We start from the raw sequence: 18,604 nt of genomic DNA on the forward strand, positions 1-18,604 counted from the left end.
GCCAAACGGCGCCCGACAATCGGCAGGTTAGAAATCGACCGTCGCCTGCAGGCTGAGGCTGCGCGGTTCCCCCTCAATCACGCGTAAATTACCGGCGCTGGAGGCATAGTACTCGCGGTTGAACAGGTTTTTCACATTCAGTTTCAGCTGGGTATGTTTCCCAAGCAGCTTGCTGTCCCAGGCGACAAAGGCATCCGCCACGGTATAGGCCGGCATGGTGAAACTGTTCTCCGGATCGCCGGCGCGGCGACCGACGTAGCGCGCGCCGCCGCCAACGCGCACCTCGCCGGGCACCACCGGCAATGTCATGCGGCGGCTGAGGTACAGGCCGCCCATGTGGGTTGGGGCGTTGACCAGCCGATTGCCGACGTTGTCCGGGTTGAGGTTGTCTTCGACAATTTCGGTCTTGTCGTAGCTGTAGTTGGCGGTGAGATCCCAGTTGCGCGCCACTTCCCCGTTCAACTCCAGTTCGACGCCGGTGGAGCGCGCTTTGGGGATGCTGCGGGTCACGCCGTTGATAAAGATCGACATGTTGCTTTCATCAATGCGATAGAGCGCCAGCGTGGCGTCAAACGCCGGGGTGATCTGCCATTTTCCGCCCACCTCATAGGTGGTGCCGGTTTCCGGCGTGGCGACGTCGCCATTGTCGTCGATGGCGGTGGACGGCGTGAATGAACGGCTGTAGTTGCCGTACAGCGACAGGCTCGGCGTCAGCTTATACACCAACCCCGCCTGCGGCAAAAACTGGTCGTCTTTGTCATTGAGCGTATTTTTCGGTTTCTGGAAACCGTTGCTGTTGTTCTGGTAATACGACTGATAGCGCGCGCCCAGCACCGCGATCCATTGATCGGAGAGATGAATGCTGTCCTTGGCGTACAGGGAGCGGCTGAACAGCGTGGCGCGCAGGTTGCTTGACGCGTCGCTGTAAGTGGTGCTGTCGGTGACCGGCGTTTCGCCATACACCGGATCGTACATGTTGAAGGTCTTCGAGACCTTGCCGCGGTAGGAATAGGCCTTGTAGGTCTGATTCTTCTCGTAGTCCACGCCCAGCAGCAGGTCGTGCTGCATGCCGAACAGCTGCGGCGAACCGGTCAGATCCCAGGAGTAATAGTGGGTTTGATGATTGAAACCGCGGTTGGCGTCGGCGCGGCGCGAGACGATGCCGGTCGTGGTGTCGACCGCGGTGGCGCGCACTTCGTTACTGTCGTAACGGCGTTGCAGCCAGGCGTAGTTGAAGCGGGTGGTCCAGATCGGATCGAGCGCGTACTCATAATGGGCGTTCAGACGTTTGTTCTTGCCCCAGGCATGGTTCGCGTAGTCATCCAAGCGGCGGTCATAGGGCACATCGACCGGTTTGCCGTCGATAAATGCGGTGCCGCGATCGTAAGGAATGTCGTACTTGTATTCGCTGTAGGCGATGTTAAAGGAAGCCTGGTCGCCGAACCAACTGAGCGAAGGGGCGATCAGCGTGTGTTCGTCGCTGCCGAAATTGCGCCAGTAATCTGCGTGCTGGCGTTCGGCGATCAGGCGAAAGGCGAAGCCGCCGCCCAGCGGGCCGGTCACATCGACGCTGCCGCTGCCACCGCCAAAACTGTGGGTGGCGCCGCTGATGCGGGTGTTCCAGTCATACTGCGGTTTTTTACCGATCAGATTGATGACGCCGCCGGGGCTGAGGATGCCATACAGCAGCGAAGCGGAACCTTTCAGGACCTCGACGCGATCGGTGGTGGCGTCCATGCTCAGCCCTTGGTTGCTGCGCACGCCGTCGATGAAGACCGAGCCGTCGGAGTTAACCCCGAACCCGCGTTTGACGAAGCCATCCTCCGTGCCGCCGAGCGTGTTGCCCTGGGTGACGCCGCTGACGAACTTCATCGCCTCATTGACGCTTTTGACCTGGAAGTCGTCAATGACCTGAGAGGTGACGACGCTGACCGATTGCGGCACCTCGGCGAGCGGCGCGGCGGTCTTGCCGGCGGTCGAGGCAGTGTCGGCGCTATAGCTGCCGGAAGGCTGGGCCGCGGCGGTCACCGTAATGGATTCCTCCGTTTTTGCGCCGGGCGCGGCCGCGATCGCCAGCGCGGGGAACAAACCGGCAATCAGGGGCAGTGTGCGAAGAACGTGATTTTTATTTCTTTTAGTGGGGTGGCGAAGAACTGACTGGTGCATATAATTCCATGAAAAAATAATAAATAGTAACGATTATCATTATAATTATCATTTATAGGTTTTGAATAGAGGGGAATGCCGGTATCCCTTCATTGCACGATTTAATTTTGCCATTAGGGAAAAAGGCGGCGATTTTGCCGGTAAAAAGTCGGATGGATGGCAATAACGATCGCAGTGACGGGAGGGGCGCGGCAGTTTGTTCGCTGGAAGGGTGATTCCTGTCAATATATTGATACACAAATATATTTTCCCTTAATGAATAAACAGGTGTCCGGGCGGGCAAAACTGGCAATAATAGGCGGGTCGGCCGCTTATCTTCTCCTCATCGTCGACGGTTGTGACGCGAACAGACTGTCACTTTATGCTAGCGGAAGTCTCTGGATCCAAGATGCAAACCACCTCGTTGTCCGATACCCGGAAAATCTGGCCCGCGCTCATCATTTTTTTGTTGGTGTTCACCCTGTGTCTGCTGGGCATCGTGAGTCGCCCCGGCAGCTTTCTGGCGATATTCTGGCCGGTGAACGCCGTACTGCTGGCCGTTTTGGTGCGTCGGCCACAGTGGGCTACGCGGGCCGGCTGGGGCATGGCGGTGCTGGGCTATCTGGCGGCCGGCAGTTCGCTGCAAAAGACGCTGCTGCTGAACGTCGCCAATCTGACCGGCGTGGTGGTGGGGTATCTGTTGTTCATGCGGCTGTCGCCGCCGGCGCGCATGTTGCAACGCGGCACGTCCAGCATGTACCTGTTCGGCATCTGCCTGGCCGCAGCCGCCGCGACCGGCGCGGTGGGCGCCGTAACTTCGCAGTGGCTGTTCGGCAGACCCTATCTGACCTCGCTGGCGCTGTGGTTCTCGTCCGAGTTCACCAATTACGTCACGCTGATGCCGTTTATTCTGGCGTTTCCCGGCGATTGGCGACGTCGCCTTGCGGCGGCCGGCGCCATGTTCACCCAGCGCAGCCAATGGCCGCGGGCGGGGCGAAAACTCACGGTGTTGGCGCTGCTGTTGCTGGCGGCGGTGTGCAGCGTGCTGATCGGCGGCCCCGGGGCGGTGATCTTTCCCATGCCGGTGCTGCTGTGGCTGGCGATGTCCTTCTCACTGTTCTGCACCATGATTGCGGTGCTGATTTATGTGCTGTGGTGCCATCTGGCGATCGATTTCGGGTTGCTTAGCACGACGCTCGACATGAAGGTGTTGCAAAACGCGGTATCGATGCGTTTGGGCATCGCACTGCTGGCGCTGGGGCCCATCGCCGTGGCCAGCATGAACTATGCGCGCAGCGCGCTGCTGCGCACGCTGGAGCATGTGGCGAACCACGATGCGCTGACCCACGTGCTGACGCGCAATGCGTTTATGCAGCGCGGCGAGCGGATGATTGACCAAAAGGGCGAGTTGGTATGCGTCATGATGCTTGATATTGATTACTTCAAATCGATCAATGATCGTTTCGGCCACGCCGGCGGCGATCAGGCGCTGATGGCCTTTACCCGCGCGATCGCCGCCGATTTGCGCGTCGATGATCTGTTCGGCCGCATGGGCGGCGAAGAGTTCGCTATCGTCTCGACGCTCGGCCAGCCACAGCAAGGGTTGCAGCTGGCCGAACGGCTGCGGCAACGCATTGAGGCGGAATCGATCACCATGCCGGCCGGCCATCCGCTGCAGATCACCGTCAGCATCGGCATGGTGACCTGCCCGGGCGGTTCCGGCCAAAGCCTGGCCGACCTGCTGAAGCTGGCGGATCTGGCGGTATACAAAGCGAAAAACGCCGGCCGTAACCGGGTCGCCACACCGGACTCTGACCCACCGAACGATCCTGAGCGCTGAACTTCCGATCCGGGTTGCGCGCCCGCCGTCTAAACTGGTAGGGGGCGCAGGCAACGTCGCCCGCGCTGAACCGACTGTCCTTAATCAGACAAGAGGATGCCAGAATGAAATACGTAGACGGGTTTGTGGTGGCGGTGCCGGCCGCCAATAAGGAGGCTTATCACCGGTTGGCGGCGGCGGCAGCTCCGCTGTTCAAAGAGTTTGGCGCCACGCGCATCGTGGAGTGCTGGGGCGATGACGTGCCCGATGGCAAGCTCACCGATTTTCGCGGCGCGGTGAAGGCCCAGGAAGACGAAGTGGTGGTGTTCAGCTGGATAGAGTACCCCTCCAAAGCGGTGCGCGACGCCGCCAATGAGAAAATGATGAACGATCCGCGCATGAAAGCGCTGGGTGAGATGCCGTTCGACGGCAAACGCATGATCTTCGGCGGTTTCGCGCCGATCCTAGATGCGTAAAGGAGGCGCAGATGGCCAGAATTACGCAACATCTGTGGTTTGAAAAAGACATGGAAGCGGCGCTGAATTGCTATGTCGCGTTGATCCCCGGATCATCCGTGAACTGGTTTTCCGACCTGCCGGCGGATACGCCGAGCGGCCCGGCCGGCAGCGTGAAACTGGCTTCTTTCACGCTGGGGGACCAGCGCTACGCGGCGATCGAGGCCGGGCCGCTGGATCCGTTCAATCACAGTTTCTCCGTGATGGTGGAATGTGACGATCAGGCGGAAGTCGACCGGCTATGGGATGCCTTGAGCGAGGGCGGCGAGGCGGAGCAGTGCGGCTGGCTGCGCGATCGCTGGGGGCTGTGCTGGCAAATTGTGCCGCGGCGCCTGACGGAGTTGATGAACGATCCCGACGCCGCCCGCGTGCGGCGGGTCACGGAAGCGATGCTGCTGATGGGCAAAATCGACATCGCCGGGTTGGAAGCGGCGGCGCGGGGCTAGCGGTAAGAGAACGAAGGAGAGAAAGGATGCATCGAGAGCGGCACAGTATTGAACGCATCGGCTGGCTGCGGGCGGCGGTGCTCGGCGCCAACGACGGCATCGTTTCAACGGCCAGCCTGCTGCTGGGCGTGGCGGCGGCCAGCGCCTCGCATTCCGCGCTGATGATCGCCGGCGTCGCCGGGTGGGTGGCCGGCGCGATGTCGATGGCCACCGGCGAGTATGTGTCGGTCTCGTCGCAGGCGGATACCGAAAAGGCCGCGCTGGCGGAAGAGCAGGCGGAGCTGCTTGAAGACTACCCGGGGGAGTTTCGCGAACTGACGTCAATCTACGTGCATCGCGGTCTGGATCCGGCGCTGGCCCGGCAGGTGGCGGAAAAGCTGATGGCGCATGATGCGCTGGAGGCGCACGCGCGCGACGAACTGGGCATTTCCTCCGCCACCCGCGCCCGGCCGCTGCAGGCTGCGTTGGCGTCGGCCCTGAGTTTCTCCCTTGGCGCGCTGTTGCCGCTGCTGGTGGCGCTGTGGGTGCCGGTCGCCTGGACGCGGCCGGCGCTGGTGGCGTCGGCGCTGATTTCCCTCGGCGTTCTCGGCGGCATCGCCGCGAAAACCGGCGGGGCGCCGATCTTGCCGGGCGTGGCGCGCATCCTTATCTGGAGCGCACTGGCGATGGCGGTTTCTTCCGGCGTGGGCATGCTGTTTGGCGTGACGGCTGGCTAACGTCGCGCTTGCATCAATCTAGTGCACCTCAAGCTCAGAATTTATCATTTGTCAGCCGCCGGCGTTCGCGGCAAGGTGACGGCAACGCCAACATCAGTCAGGGACACTTATGCAGAAATCACAGATCCTATCGTGGGTCGCCCAGCATCCGCTGTTGCAACGCATGGTCGCGCTAGAGCCGATCACCTGGTTCAATCCGCGCGCGACAACGCTGGCCGCAGGGTTGCCCCACGTCGGGTTGACCGCCGCCGACGTCGCCGACGCGGAGCAGCGCCTGGCGCGTTTCGCGCCTTATCTTGCCGCGGCCTTCCCGGAAACCCAACCGACAAAGGGGATCATCGAATCCGAACTGGTGGCGATCCCGGCCATGCAGCTCGCGTTGGATCGGCGCTATGGGCAGACGTTGGGCGGGCGCCTGCTGTTGAAAAAGGACAGCCATCTGCCGATTTCCGGCTCAATCAAGGCGCGCGGCGGCATCTATGAGGTGCTGACGCACGCGGAAAAGCTGGCGCTGGAGGCGGGGCTGCTGCACACCGGCGACGACTACGCCCGGCTGTTTTCCGACGAGTTCCGTCAGTTCTTCCGCCAGTACCGCATCGCCGTCGGATCAACCGGCAATCTGGGATTATCCATCGGTATCATCAGCGCCCGCCTGGGATTTGATGTCAGCGTGCACATGTCGGCGGATGCGCGAGAGTGGAAAAAACAGAAGCTGCGCGACAATGGCGTGACGGTGGTGGAATACGCTGACGATTACGGCGTGGCGGTCGAACAAGGGCGCAAACAGGCGGCGAACGATCCGAGTTGCTTCTTTATCGATGATGAAAACTCGCAAACCCTGTTCCTCGGCTACGCGGTGGCGGGTGGCCGCCTGAAGCGGCAGTTTGCCGAACAGGGCATCGTGGTGGACGCGCAGCATCCGCTGTTCGTTTATCTGCCGTGCGGCGTCGGCGGCGGGCCGGGCGGTGTGGCCTTTGGCCTCAAGCTGGCGTTCGGCGATCACGTTCACTGCATTTTCGCCGAACCGACCCATTCCCCCTGCATGCTGCTCGGCGTCTACAGCGGGTTGCATGACGGCATTGCGGTGCAAGATCTCGGCATCGACAACCGCACGGCGGCGGACGGGTTGGCGGTGGGGCGCGCCTCCGGTTTTGTCGGCCGGGCGATGGAGCGCCTGCTGAGCGCGTTTTACACCCTGAGCGACGAAGAGATGTTCGCGTTGCTCGGGTTGTTGGACAGGCACGAGCATATCCAGCTGGAACCCTCCGCCCTGGCGGGCATGGCCGGGCCGTGGCGCGTTGCCGCCCATGCGGGGGAACTCAGCGAGCAGGGCATAAGCGCCGAGCACCTGGCCCAGGCGACGCATCTGGTATGGGCGACCGGCGGCGGCATGGTGCCGACGGCGGAAATGGCGAAATACCTCGCCGCCGCGCAAACGGCGCCGTGAGCCAATAGCGCCGAGGCTTGCGCTCGCTTCCTGTTTTTAGGCGGCGAGCGCGGTTTGACAAGCGCCGGTTCCCTCCGGCCCAGGGTCAACGTCAGACCGGGCGCTCATGATGCTTTTAAAATGTTAACAAAATCACAACTCCCCACGCCGCAGTCACGGCTTAAATCTCCATATCCAATTAATAGTAAATAAAATTATTTTATTTACCGTTTTCTGATGTTCGTTTATCGCACGCTTATTTTTTTAACAATATTGAAGCATTCGCCGTGGGGTGGTTTGATTTGATTGTCGATTAACGGACTATATTCCGATAATCGCACAAATTAACCCTCTCGCCGGCTCGCAGCCGGCTGTTCCGTGCGGTGAGGTTTGCCGCACTCTCTGAGGAGCAAGCCATGCCGCATGATAACAACGTAGAAATTCGAGGGTTTATCGATAACCAGCCATTTTCTCGCTACCAGTGGTTGATACTGGCTTTGTGTTTTTTGGCGGTCGCGCTGGACGGTTTCGATACCGCCATTATCGGCTTCATCGCCACGTCGCTGGTGCAGGAGTGGGGAATAGACAAAACCGCGCTGGGGCCGGTAATGAGCGCCGCGCTGGTCGGTCTGGCGGTAGGCGCGTTGGCCGCCGGCCCGTTGGCGGATCGCATCGGCCGCAAGAAAGTGCTGGTGATTTCGCTGCTGCTGTTCGGCGGCTTCAGCCTGCTGACCGCCTTCGCCGGCTCGCTTTCGACGCTGACGCTGCTGCGTTTTTTTACCGGGCTGGGACTGGGGGCGGCCATGCCGAACGCCGCCACGCTGATGTCGGAATATGCCCCTCAGCGCTGCCGGGCGCTGATGGTGAATCTGATGTTTTGCGGTTTCCCTCTCGGTTCGTCGCTGGGCGGTTTTTCTTCCGCCTGGCTGATACCGCATTTCGGCTGGCAGAGCGTGATGGTGCTGGGCGGCGTCATGCCGTTGCTGCTGGCGCTGGTCCTGATCGCCGCCTTGCCTGAATCCGTGCGCTTCATGGTCGCGCGCGGCTATGCCGCAGAGCGCATCGCCAGGGTGCTGAAGCGCATTGCGCCGATCCGCATGACGCCGCCGCCGCGCTTCATGTTGCAGGAAGAGGGGCAGGTAAAGGCAGCGTCGCCGCTGGGCATGATCTTTTCGCGTCGCTATCTGCTGGGCACGTTGATGCTGTGTCTGACTTACTTCATGGGATTGATGATCTTCTATCTGCTGACCAGTTGGCTGCCGCTGCTGATCCGTGAAACCGGCGCCTCCGTTACGCAGGCGTCGCTGATCACCGCGCTGTTTCCGCTCGGCGGGGGGCTTGGCGTATTGATTATCGGTTGGTTGATGGATCGCATGAACCCGCACAAGGTGGTGGCCGTCGGCTATTTGCTGACCGGTTTGTTCGTCGGCATCATCGGCTATGTCTATACCTCTCCGCTGCTGATGGCGCTCACGGTGTTCATCGCCGGCACCTGCATGAACGGCGCCCAGTCATCCATGCCGGCCCTGGCGGCCGGGTTCTATCCCACCCAGAGCCGGGCGACCGGCGTGGCCTGGATGCTCGGGCTCGGGCGTTTTGGCGGCATTCTGGGGGCGATGAGCGGTGGCGTGCTGATGCAGATGCAGCTGTCGTTCAGCACCATTTTCACGCTGTTGGCCATCCCGGCGCTGATCGCGGCGCTGGCGCTGCTCGCCAAACACCTTTCCGGCGGCTACCCGGCGCTGCCGGCGCCGCTCAACAAAATGCTATGAGGGAGTCATGCTATGCGCACACAGGTTGTGATCATCGGCGCCGGTCCGGCCGGCTTGATGTTGTCCCATCTGCTGCACCTGCAAGGTGTGGAATCGGTGGTGTTGGAAACGCGCAGCCGGGAGGCGGTGGAATCGACCATTCGCGCCGGGGTGCTCGAACAGGGGACCGTCGATCTGCTCGAGCAGACCGGATTGGGGGAGCGGATGCGGCGGGAAGGGACGCGGCATCAGGGGATCCGCTTGGCGTTCGGCGGCCGGCAGCACCGCATCGATCTGGCCGGATTGACCGAGCGCGCCGTCACCGTTTATGCCCAGCATGAAGTCTTGAAAGACCTGATCGCCGCGCGTCTGGCGGCGCAGGGCCATCTGTTTTTCGAGGTGGAGCAGGTTGAATTGAGGGCGCTGGACAGCGCGCAGCCCGAGGTTCACTACCGTCATGGCGACCAGCCGCGCCGGCTCCGCTGCGACTTTGTCATCGGCTGCGACGGATTCCACGGCATCAGCCGCGCGGCGATGCCCGGCGGGCTGCGGCAGGATTACACCCGCACCTATCCGTTCGGCTGGTTCGGCATTCTGGTCGAAGCGCCGCCGTCCAGCGAAGAGCTGATCTATGCCTGCCATCCGCGCGGTTTTGCGTTGATCAGCACCCGTTCGCCCGGCGTGCAGCGCATGTATTTTCAGTGCGATCCGGCGGAACAGGTCGATCAATGGTCGGACGATCGTATCTGGCGCGAGTTGGATCAGCGGCTGGAAAACCATGAAGGCTGGACGCTGAAAAAGGGCCGCATATTTCAGAAAAACGTGGTGGGCATGCGCAGCTTCGTTACCGAACCGATGCGCTACCGGCGCCTGCTGTTGGCGGGCGACGCGGCGCATATCGTGCCGCCGACCGGCGCCAAAGGGTTGAACCTGGCCATGGCCGATGTTTGCCTGTTGTCCCAGGCGCTGGAGACGTTTTACCGGCGAGGCGACTGGCAACGGCTGGACGATTACAGCGACACCGCCTTACAGCGGGTCTGGCGCGCCGAGCATTTTTCCTGGTGGATGACCCACATGCTGCATACCCGGCGGGAAGACACGCCTTTCGAACACCGGCTGCAACTCTCAGAGCTGCAGTACACGGTGAAATCGCGCAGCGCCATGACGATGCTGGCGGAAAATTATGTCGGGGCGCCATTCCCGGCGATATAAGCGAAAACGCCCATGCCGGGCGGCATGGGCGAGAAGGGGCGTCTCCGCCCCTGAGCTGCGGCGGTTACAGCTGTTCGCCGTTGCTGGCGATCACCCGACGATACCAGTCGAAGCTTTTCTTGCGCGAACGTTCGAGCGTGCCGGTGCCGTCGTCGTGTTTATCGACGTAGATAAAGCCGTAGCGCTTGCTGTACTCGCCGGTGGTGAACGATACGCAGTCAATGCAGCCCCACGGCGTATAGCCGATCAGGTCTACGCCGTCTTCAATCACCGCTTTTTTCATCTCTTCGATATGGGCGCGCAGATAGTCGATGCGATAGTCATCGTTGATCTGGCCGTCCGCTTCCACCTTGTCGAAGGCGCCGAAGCCGTTCTCCACGATAAACAGCGGTTTCTGATAACGTTCATACAATACGTTCAGCGAGTAGCGCAGTCCGACCGGATCGATCTGCCAGCCCCAGTCGGAAGCCTTGACGTGCGGGTTCGGCACGTTGCCCGGGAAGCCGAACATGCCGTCGCTGCCTTCCACCGCGTTGGCCTGCAGCGCGTTGCTCATGTAATAGCTGAAGCCGATGTAGTCGGTGCAGCCCTCTCGCAGGATCTGTGCGTCCTGCGGCTGCATCTCGATCTTCAGCCCTTTGCGTTCCCAGTCGCGCAGCAGATAGCTTGGGTAGTAGCCGCGCATCTGCACGTCGGTGTACAGATAGCGCTGGTGCATCGCCTCCACGGCGTACATCACGTCGTCCGGCTTGCAGGAATAAGGGTAGAACGGCACGCAGGCCAGCATGCAGCCGATCTTGAACTCCGGGTTGATCTGATGGCCGAGTTTGACCACCTGCGCGCTGGCGACGAACTGGTGGTGCAATACCTGGTACAGCGCCTGCTCCGGGTTGTCTTCCTGGGTGTAGTCCACGCCGGAACAGCAGTAGCCGAACAGCGGGTAGCGGTAGTTGCTCTGGTTGTTGATCTCGTTGAAGGTCATCCAGTACTTCACCTTCTCGCGGTAGCGGCGTATCACTACTTCGCTAAAGCGCACGAAAAATTCCACCACCCGGCGGTTTTTCCAGCCGCCGTAGGTTTTCACCAAATGGTAAGGCATTTCGAAGTGCGACAGGGTAATCACCGGCTGGATGCCGTATTTCAGCAACTCGTCGAACAGATCGTCGTAAAACTGCAGGCCGGCCTCGTTTGGCGTTGCTTCGTCGCCGTTCGGGAAGATGCGCGTCCAGGCGATCGAGGTGCGAAAACACTTGAAGCCCATCTCGGCGAACAGCGCCACGTCCTGTTTGTAGCGGCCGTAGAAGTCCACCGCTTCATGGTTGGGGTAACGGTAGCCGTCGAGCACGCCGTCGGTCATCACGCGATCGACGCCGTGCGAACCGCCGGACAGCACGTCGGCGATGCTTGGGCCTTTGCCGCCCCGATCCCAACCGCCTTCAACCTGGTGCGCGGCGACCGCGCCTCCCCACAGAAAATCTTTCGGCAACTGTTTCATCGTCAATGTCTCATCTTATTTAATGAAGGATAATAACGTTCGCATTGCCAATAGAGTAACAAGACCAAAAGAAATGTCACGATATAACAAATCGCCGGACAAAGTGATTTGTCACAATAAAAAACAGCCTGTTTTATTTTTGCCGAATTAATATGCCCAAGCCGTTTGCCGATGGTTTCAATAATGTAAAGCACGGGGATCTGCGTGGTGATATTGTGATGGCCGCCGATCAAATGCTGCGGCACGTGGTAGGAGAGATTAAAGTCCGCCAGCCGCGCCAGCGAAGAGGTTTCGTTGTTAGTGATGCTGATGATCTTGCAGTGGTGCAGACTGAATTGGCTGGCCAGCCGCAGGATCTCTTCGGTTTCGCCGGAAACCGACAGCATGATCGCCACCGCGTTTTTATACATATCGCTGTTGACGGGATAATAAGGATCGTCGATATGGGTGCTGAATTTCCCGACATTGGAAAAGAAACGCGCACCATATTTCCCCAAGGCGCCAGAGGTGCTGATGCCGACGAAAATAATCCGCTCGGCGGCGGCGATATGATGCGCCGCTTCATCGAGTAACTGATTAAATTCGTCGTTGCTGACGCTTTTAAAAAAACTGAGAATTTCGCCGATGCCGGAATCGACCGGCGGCGCATCGCTTTGCTCCAGATACAGTTTGAAACGGATGCGAAATTCTGAATAACCGTCGCAACCCATTTTTTTGCAAAATCGCAGCACGGTAGTGGTGGATACGCCGGCGGCCTCGGCCAGCTCGCGGATGGTCATGTACATCACTTGATTTTTGTGTTTGCTGACGTAGTTATAAACCATCAGCTCCAGGGCGTTGAGCTCGGCGATTGCTTTATGGGTAAACATGGGTCGATCCGGCGGCTGAAAACGGGACATTTATCTGCGGGTTACCATAGCAAAATTCGCCGCCGCCGGCACTGCTGAACAAAAAGAAAAGCCGCACCAGTCAGGGGCGGCCCAGGGTTCACGACGAACAAATTAAAGCAAAACGTTCCGGAAGACATGCCATGAAAACGCGTTTCATCACACAGGGTTAGCATAGGCCAGCTGATGCCGGCGGCAAAATGCCGGTTTCTGCTTTCTAAAGCCAAAGCGCGGCAAAGGCTATGGCGCCTCGGGCTTATCTTCGGACCAGCGGGCGGCGTTGACATCCACCTTAACCGGCAGCAGCCCGATGGCGGTGAATTTATCCGCCAACTGCTGTTGCTGTCTGAACACCTCCGGCGACATGCGCTGGCTGCCGAACGGCATGCGGGCGATGGCTCTGGCCCAAATGGCCTGATCCAGACCGGTGCTCTGAGCGAGGATCGCCGCCGCTTCCTGTGGATGCTCGTTGGCCCAGTCGCTCAGCGCGCCGAGCTGTTGAATCACCTGTTTGGCGCTGTCCGGGTAGGTTTCGGCAAAGCGGCGGTATAGTGCGGCACCAGGCCCTCCGCGTCTTTCAGCAGGCGGGCGTTGGCGCGGGTTTCCACCTCGGCGTAGTAGGGATCCCAAATCACCCAGGCGTCGACGCTGCCGCGCTGGAAGGCGGCGCGGGCATCGCTCGGCGGCAGATAGACCGGCGTGATGTCCTTGTAGCTCAAGCCGGCCTGTTCCAGCGCGCTCACCAGCAGGTAATTGACGTCAGACCCTTTGTTCAACGCCACGCGTTTGCCTTTCAGATCGGCCACGGAGCGGATCGGCGAATCCTGCGGCACCACGATGGCTTCGGTTTTCGGGCTGGGCGGCGAATGCGCCAAATAAACCAGATCGGCCTTGGCGGCTTGCGCGAAGGCCGGCGGCGCGTCGCCGGTCGCCGCCAGATCGATGCTGCCGACGTTCAACCCCTCCAACATCTGCGGGCCGGCGGGGAATTCTATCCAGCGAACCTTGACGCCCTGCGGCTCAAGGGCTTTTTCCAGCGTGCCGCGGTATTTCAGCAGCGCAAAAATGTTGGCTTTCTGGTAACCGATGGTGATTTGCTGCGGTTTATCCTGCGCGCCGGCCGGCAGGCTAAACAGGCCCAGCAGCAGGGCGGCGATCAGAGGCGTTGTGAGTTTTCTCATCCTGATTTTCCGATAGGCGAAGTGAACAATAGCGATACGCGCTGGGCGTAACACCATGAAACAGCATTCAAATTTTCCTGCGGCGGGATAAGGGCGATGATAATGAGCGGCGCAGTGGCGTGTAAAGCGCCCGCTTATGCTGAATAATGCCTTGCTTAGCCATAAATCAGCTTAAGCGGGAGAAGGGGATCTCTACGCTATGCCGCGTCACGCTCGCGCGAACGCGCCAGCAACGGCGGCACCAGCAGATACAGGGCGGCGGCCAACGCCCAGACCAGGCCGGGCCAGACATCGCGCGTGGCGGCATACAGCGCCGTCGCCACCAGCGGCCCCGCGACGCCGATCAGGCTGCCCATGCTGGCCAGCGTCCCTTGCAGCTCGCCCTGATGATCGTCGTCCACCTTTTGCGCCATTAACGCCTGCAGCGCGGGCAGCGCCATACCGCCCGCGGCGAAGAACGGCAGCAGCGCAAAGGGCGCCCAGCCGCGCGTGGCGATCGATAACAGCACCAGGCCCAGCGCGTCGGCGGTCAGGCCGATCAGCAGCGCCTTGCGTTCGCCGAGCCGCGCGACCAGCGGGCCGATGGCGAAGGCCTGCGACAGCGCGTGGCAGGCGCCGTAACCGGCCAGCGACAGGCCCGCCACCATCATGCTCCAGCCGAAACGATCCTGGCCGTATAAAATCCACAGCGTGGCCGGCGCCTGTGAAACCAGCGCCATGATCAGGTAAATGCCGGCCAGCGGCAGCAGGCCCGGTTTGCCGTGCAGCCGTCGCAATGCCGAAAAGGGATTGAGGCGGATTTTCTCGGCGGCGCGGGTGCGGGGTTTACGCGATTCCGGCAGCAGGAAAAACGCCATCGCCAGGTTGAGGGCATTCATCGCCGCCGCCGCCAGGAAGGGCGCATGCAGATGCCACTCGCCCAGCGAACCGCCGAGCAGCGGGCCGACGATAAAGCCGACGCCGAACACCGCGCCCACCAGGCCGAAACGCCGCGCGCGCTGGCCGGCAGGAGTAATATCGGTAACGTAAGCGGTGGCGACCGCCATGTTGGCGCCGGTGATGCCCGCCAGCAACCGGCCCAGATAGAGCCAAGCCAGCGTCGGCGCGAACGCCATCAGCAGGTAGTCGGCCGCGGCGCCGGCGAGTGAAATTAACAGCACCGGCCGCCGGCCGAAGCGATCGCTCAACGCGCCGAGGATCGGTGAAAACAGGAATTGCATCAACGCATAGGCCGCCAGCAGGGCACCGTAATGCAGGCTGCCGGCGTCAAGACCGCCCAGCGAGCGCAACAGCGCCGGCAGGATCGGCATGATCAGACCGATGCCCACCGCATCCAGCAACACCGTCAACAAAATAACCAGCATAGGTTTTTTCAAGATTGTGACTCTAACAGTGATAGAGTATTGAGTATTCCATAGTTACCCTATCAGTGATAGAGATATGAGCGAAAAAAATACTGCGATACGTTTAACGCGTGAAACCGTCCTGCGCGGAGCGCTGGCGCTGCTGAATGAAATCGGCATCGATGCTCTGAGCACCCGTCGCCTGGCGCAACATCTCGGCGTGCAATCTCCCACGCTCTATTGGCATTTCAAGAACAAAGCCGAGCTGTTGAAAGCGATGGCGGAAACCATCATGTTGGATCACCGTGAAGAGCTGCCCGCCGATATGGCCTGGCAGGATTGGGTTGTCACCAATGCCGGCAACTTCCGTCGGGCGCTGCTGGCTTACCGCGACGGCGCGCGTCTGCATGCCGGCACCCGGCCGCAGGAGCCGCAATTCGCCGTCATTGAGGCCAAGGTGGCGCTGCTGTGCCGGGCGGGGTTGACGCCGGAGCGCGCGGTAAACCTGCTGTTCGCCGTCGGGCGTTTCGTGGTGGGCTGGGTGCTGGAGGAACAGCAAATGCAGCCTGACGATCCGCTCAATGATGCCGACCGCCGCCGTTATCCGCTGCTGTGCCAAGGCTGGGAAACATTGCAGGAGAAGGGCGCGGATGCGCTGTTCGAAGCCGGCGTGCGGCTGTTGGTCGATGGCGCCGAGGCCGGACTGACGAACGCCAATAATCACGGGACGCAATCATAAAACCGGGCTTATCTATCGGAAATTTATAGAAAATACCCACTTTTCGTTAAAGCCATGGCGGCTACATTCCCTTAACATTATCAAGTCTTTTGATGATAATTATTAGCACGCTGCGCAATTATTCGCCGCAGTGATGTTACGGATTAAATCCGTTTGTTTAAGGGATAGTTTCACCATGGAAATCAATGTTAATGGCCGGGTGGTTCCACTCGGCGATATCTCGCCCGAGACCCCGCTGTTGTACGTGTTACGCAACGATCTGCACTTGAATGGCCCCAAATACGGCTGCGGCCTGGGGGAGTGCGGCGCCTGCACCGTTCTTATCGACGGCGTCGCCGCTCGCTCCTGCTCAATGCCGTTGGCCGCGGTAGGAAGCAAGTCCGTCACCACGCTGGAAGGCCTGGGCACGCCGGAAACGCCGCACCCGGTGCAGCAAGGATTTATCGATGAGCAGGCGGCGCAATGCGGCTACTGCGTCAACGGCATGATCATGACGCTGGTCGCGCTGTTCGAACGTGAACCCGAGGCGGACGAACAGGCGATCAAGAAAGAGCTGGCCTACAACCTGTGCCGCTGCGGCACCCATCTTGAGATCTTGCGCGCCGCCGAACGCGCCCGCGCGCTGCTGGCTGCACGGAGGCAAGCATGAGCCGCCTCGAACTGACCCGCCGCCAGCTGTTGCAGGCCGGCGGTGTGGTGATGGTCAGCAGCCTGCTGCCCGCGCCGTTTAACGCCTTCGCCGCCGAGCCCGCCCCAACGCCTGCCGATCTGCCGCTGGACAGGGTAGACAGTTTTATCAGCCTCACCGCCGACGGCCGGGTGACGGCCTTCAATGGCCATGTCGATCTCGGCACCGGCATTCGCACCGCGCTGGCGCAGATCGTCGCCGACGAAATTTGCGTGCCGTTTGAGCACGTCACGATGATTCTTGGCGATACGCAACGCACGCCGGATCAGGGGCCGACCATCGCCAGCGCCACCATCCAGGTCACGTCGGTGCCGCTGCGGCAGGCGGCGGCGCAGGTGCGACATATGCTGACGGCGCTGGCGGCCAAAGCCTTCGAACTGCCGGCCGACCAGCTGACGGCGGCGGCGGGGCAGGTGTTTGTGACCAAGAATCCGGGGCACGCCTTGAGCTATGCGCAGCTGGCGAGCGGGCAGAATCTGCACGTGGCGCTGGATAAAAACGTGCCGCTGAACGGTGAACAGCAGAACCGCTATGTCGGCCGCGCCGTCGCCCGGGTCGATATTCCGGCCAAGGTCAGCGGCGCGCTGACCTACGTGCACGATCTGCGTTTGCCCGGCATGCTGCATGGCCGGGTGGTGCGCCCGCCTTACGCAGGCGCCGACAGCAGCGCGCCGCTGGGCGGCGGCCTGTTGTCGGTGGATGAAAGTTCGATTGCGCATCTGCCGGGCATCGTGAAACTGGTGGTGATCAACGATTTCATCGGCATTGTGGCCGAGCGCGAAGAGCAGGCGATCGCCGCCATGCGTCGGCTGAAAACCGAATGGAAACCCTGGGCCGGCCTGCCGGACCTGTCGCCGGAGGCGCTGCCCGCCGCACTGGAAGCCAACCCGAAAACCGACCGCGTGCTGCGCGACGATGCGGGCACGGACGACGCGCTGGCATCGCTGCATACCGAAGTGCGGGCGGACTATGTCTGGCCTTACCATCAGCACGCCTCGATCGGCCCTTCCTGCGCAGTGGCGGAGGTTAAAGACGGGCGGGCGCAGGTGTGGTCCGGCACGCAAAACCCGCACGATCTGCGCAAAGATATCGCCACGCTGCTGGAATTGGCGCCTGAGCAGGTGCATATCACCCGCATGGAGGCCTCCGGCTGCTATGGCCGCAACTGCGCCGACGACGTCTCGGCGGACGCGGCGCTGTTGGCGCGGGCGACCGGCCGCCCGGTGCGGGTGCAGCTGATGCGCGAACAGGAATCCGGCTGGGAGCCAAAGGGCACCGGTCAGTTGATCCGGGTGCGCGGCGGCCTCGACGCGCAAAACCGAGTGGCGGCCTACGAGTTGAAAACCAGCTATCCCTCCAACAATGCGGTGACCTTGCCGCTGGTGTTGACCGGCAAGGTGGCCAACCGGGCTGACGTGCAACAGATGGGCGATCGCACCGCCATTCCGCAATACGAGTATCCGCACATGCGGGTGATCTGTCAGGACGCCGCGCCGATCGTGCGGGCCTCGTGGATGCGCGGCGTTTCGGCGCTGCCCAACGTGTTCGCCCATGAGTCCTGGATCGACGAGCTGGCCTGGCGTGCCGGCGAGGATCCGATCGTGTTTCGCCTGCGTTACCTGAACGATCCGCGCGCAGTGGCCTTGATTGAGGCCCTGAAGCGCCAGGCGAACTGGCAAGACGGCCCGGCGCACCGGTCGCGCGCCGCCGGCGCCGAAGTGGTGAGCGGCCGCGGCTTCGCCTATGCGCGCTATTTCCACAGCAAATTTCCCGGCTTCGGCGCCGCCTGGGCGGCCTGGGTGTGCGATCTCAGCGTCAATCGCCTTTCCGGGCAGATCACGCTCGATAAAATCTTCGTGGCGCATGATTGCGGCCGGATGATCAATCCGGCCGGGGTGCGCCATCAGGTGCACGGCAACATTATCCAGTCCGCCAGCCGGGTGCTGAAAGAGTTTGTGACCTTCAACGCGTCGGGCGTGACGTCATTGGACTGGGGCGGCTATCCGATCCTGCGCTTTGACGAATTGCCGCAGGTCGATATCCAGCTGATCGACCGCCCGGACGAAGCGCCGATGGGCGCAGGAGAGTCCGCCTCGGTGCCGAGTGCGGCGGCGATCGGCAACGCGCTGTTTGACGCCCTCGGCGTGCGCCTGCGCGAGGTGCCGTTCACACCGGCGCGGGTGCTCGCCGCGCTGCGCGCTCAGGCCGGCCATTAACCCCCCGTAACGAACAAGGACAGCA

General features: G+C 61.4%; 13 protein-coding genes and 2 pseudogenes. 10 read left to right on the top strand and 5 right to left on the bottom strand.

Going from position 1 to position 18,604, the window contains the following annotated elements; translation table 11 throughout:
• Positions 1 to 27 precede the first annotated feature (27 nt).
• Positions 28 to 2,088 carry a TonB-dependent siderophore receptor gene (locus L085_RS16110; RefSeq protein WP_044031193.1) on the bottom strand — a complete coding sequence of 687 codons (2,061 nt, stop codon included), beginning with the start codon at positions 2,086 to 2,088 and terminating at the stop codon, positions 28 to 30.
• 466 nt (positions 2,089 to 2,554) lie between these two features.
• Between L085_RS16110 and L085_RS16115 the strand changes: the two genes are divergently transcribed.
• The 7 genes from L085_RS16115 (at position 2,555) to L085_RS16145 (ending at position 10,030) form a co-directional block, all read left to right on the top strand.
• Positions 2,555 to 3,985 (top strand): GGDEF domain-containing protein, encoded by a 1,431-nt coding sequence (locus L085_RS16115; protein WP_044031194.1) that lies wholly within the window; start codon positions 2,555 to 2,557, stop codon positions 3,983 to 3,985.
• Positions 3,986 to 4,089: 104 nt separating this feature from the next.
• Positions 4,090 to 4,440, top strand: a complete 351-nt coding sequence (locus L085_RS16120) for a DUF1428 family protein (protein WP_025302905.1) — start codon at positions 4,090 to 4,092, stop codon at positions 4,438 to 4,440.
• 11 nt (positions 4,441 to 4,451) lie between these two features.
• On the top strand, positions 4,452 to 4,925 hold the full coding sequence (locus L085_RS16125) for a VOC family protein (protein ID WP_015377932.1): 474 nt from the start codon (positions 4,452 to 4,454) through the stop codon (positions 4,923 to 4,925).
• A 26-nt stretch (positions 4,926 to 4,951) separates the two neighbouring features.
• Positions 4,952 to 5,641, top strand: coding sequence for a VIT family protein (locus L085_RS16130; RefSeq protein WP_044031195.1), 690 nt, complete (start codon positions 4,952 to 4,954; stop codon positions 5,639 to 5,641).
• Positions 5,642 to 5,750: 109 nt separating this feature from the next.
• Entirely contained in the window at positions 5,751 to 7,088 is a 1,338-nt protein-coding gene (locus tag L085_RS16135) for a D-serine ammonia-lyase (protein ID WP_044031196.1), read from the top strand.
• Between the two features lie 395 nt (positions 7,089 to 7,483).
• Positions 7,484 to 8,839, top strand: a complete 1,356-nt coding sequence (locus tag L085_RS16140) for an MFS transporter (RefSeq protein WP_044031197.1) — start codon at positions 7,484 to 7,486, stop codon at positions 8,837 to 8,839.
• Between the two features lie 12 nt (positions 8,840 to 8,851).
• On the top strand, positions 8,852 to 10,030 hold the full coding sequence (locus L085_RS16145) for a 4-hydroxybenzoate 3-monooxygenase (RefSeq protein WP_044031198.1): 1,179 nt from the start codon (positions 8,852 to 8,854) through the stop codon (positions 10,028 to 10,030).
• Between the two features lie 64 nt (positions 10,031 to 10,094).
• Here the strand turns inward: L085_RS16145 and L085_RS16150 are convergent, their stop codons facing one another.
• The 4 genes and pseudogenes from L085_RS16150 to tet(41) form a co-directional block, all read right to left on the bottom strand.
• Positions 10,095 to 11,531: a 6-phospho-beta-glucosidase gene (locus tag L085_RS16150; protein ID WP_144240701.1), complete on the bottom strand. Its 1,437-nt coding sequence runs from the start codon at positions 11,529 to 11,531 to the stop codon at positions 10,095 to 10,097.
• A 131-nt stretch (positions 11,532 to 11,662) separates the two neighbouring features.
• Positions 11,663 to 12,394 (bottom strand): annotated as a pseudogene (locus L085_RS16155) (MurR/RpiR family transcriptional regulator); the annotation flags it as partial.
• Between the two features lie 258 nt (positions 12,395 to 12,652).
• A pseudogene (locus L085_RS16160) lies at positions 12,653 to 13,593 on the bottom strand (sulfonate ABC transporter substrate-binding protein).
• 197 nt (positions 13,594 to 13,790) lie between these two features.
• Positions 13,791 to 14,969: a tetracycline efflux MFS transporter Tet(41) gene (gene tet(41) / locus L085_RS16165; RefSeq protein WP_071841640.1), complete on the bottom strand. Its 1,179-nt coding sequence runs from the start codon at positions 14,967 to 14,969 to the stop codon at positions 13,791 to 13,793.
• Between the two features lie 64 nt (positions 14,970 to 15,033).
• Here tet(41) and tetR point away from each other — a divergent pair, with 64 nt between their 5' ends.
• The 3 genes from tetR (at position 15,034) to L085_RS16180 (ending at position 18,579) form a co-directional block, all read left to right on the top strand.
• Positions 15,034 to 15,675, top strand: coding sequence for a tetracycline resistance transcriptional repressor TetR (tetR, locus tag L085_RS16170; protein ID WP_044031201.1), 642 nt, complete (start codon positions 15,034 to 15,036; stop codon positions 15,673 to 15,675).
• Positions 15,676 to 15,850: 175 nt separating this feature from the next.
• A complete protein-coding gene (locus tag L085_RS16175) occupies positions 15,851 to 16,324 on the top strand; it encodes a (2Fe-2S)-binding protein (RefSeq protein WP_021503731.1) in 474 nt (157 codons plus the stop codon).
• Complete coding sequence (locus L085_RS16180) at positions 16,321 to 18,579, top strand: molybdopterin cofactor-binding domain-containing protein (RefSeq protein WP_044031202.1); 2,259 nt, start codon at positions 16,321 to 16,323, stop codon at positions 18,577 to 18,579. The genes L085_RS16175 and L085_RS16180 overlap by 4 nt, the downstream gene beginning before the upstream one ends.
• Positions 18,580 to 18,604 lie beyond the last annotated feature (25 nt).

This window comes from Serratia sp. FS14 (assembly GCF_000695995.1).
GTDB classification, from domain to species: Bacteria; Pseudomonadota; Gammaproteobacteria; order Enterobacterales; family Enterobacteriaceae; genus Serratia; species Serratia nematodiphila.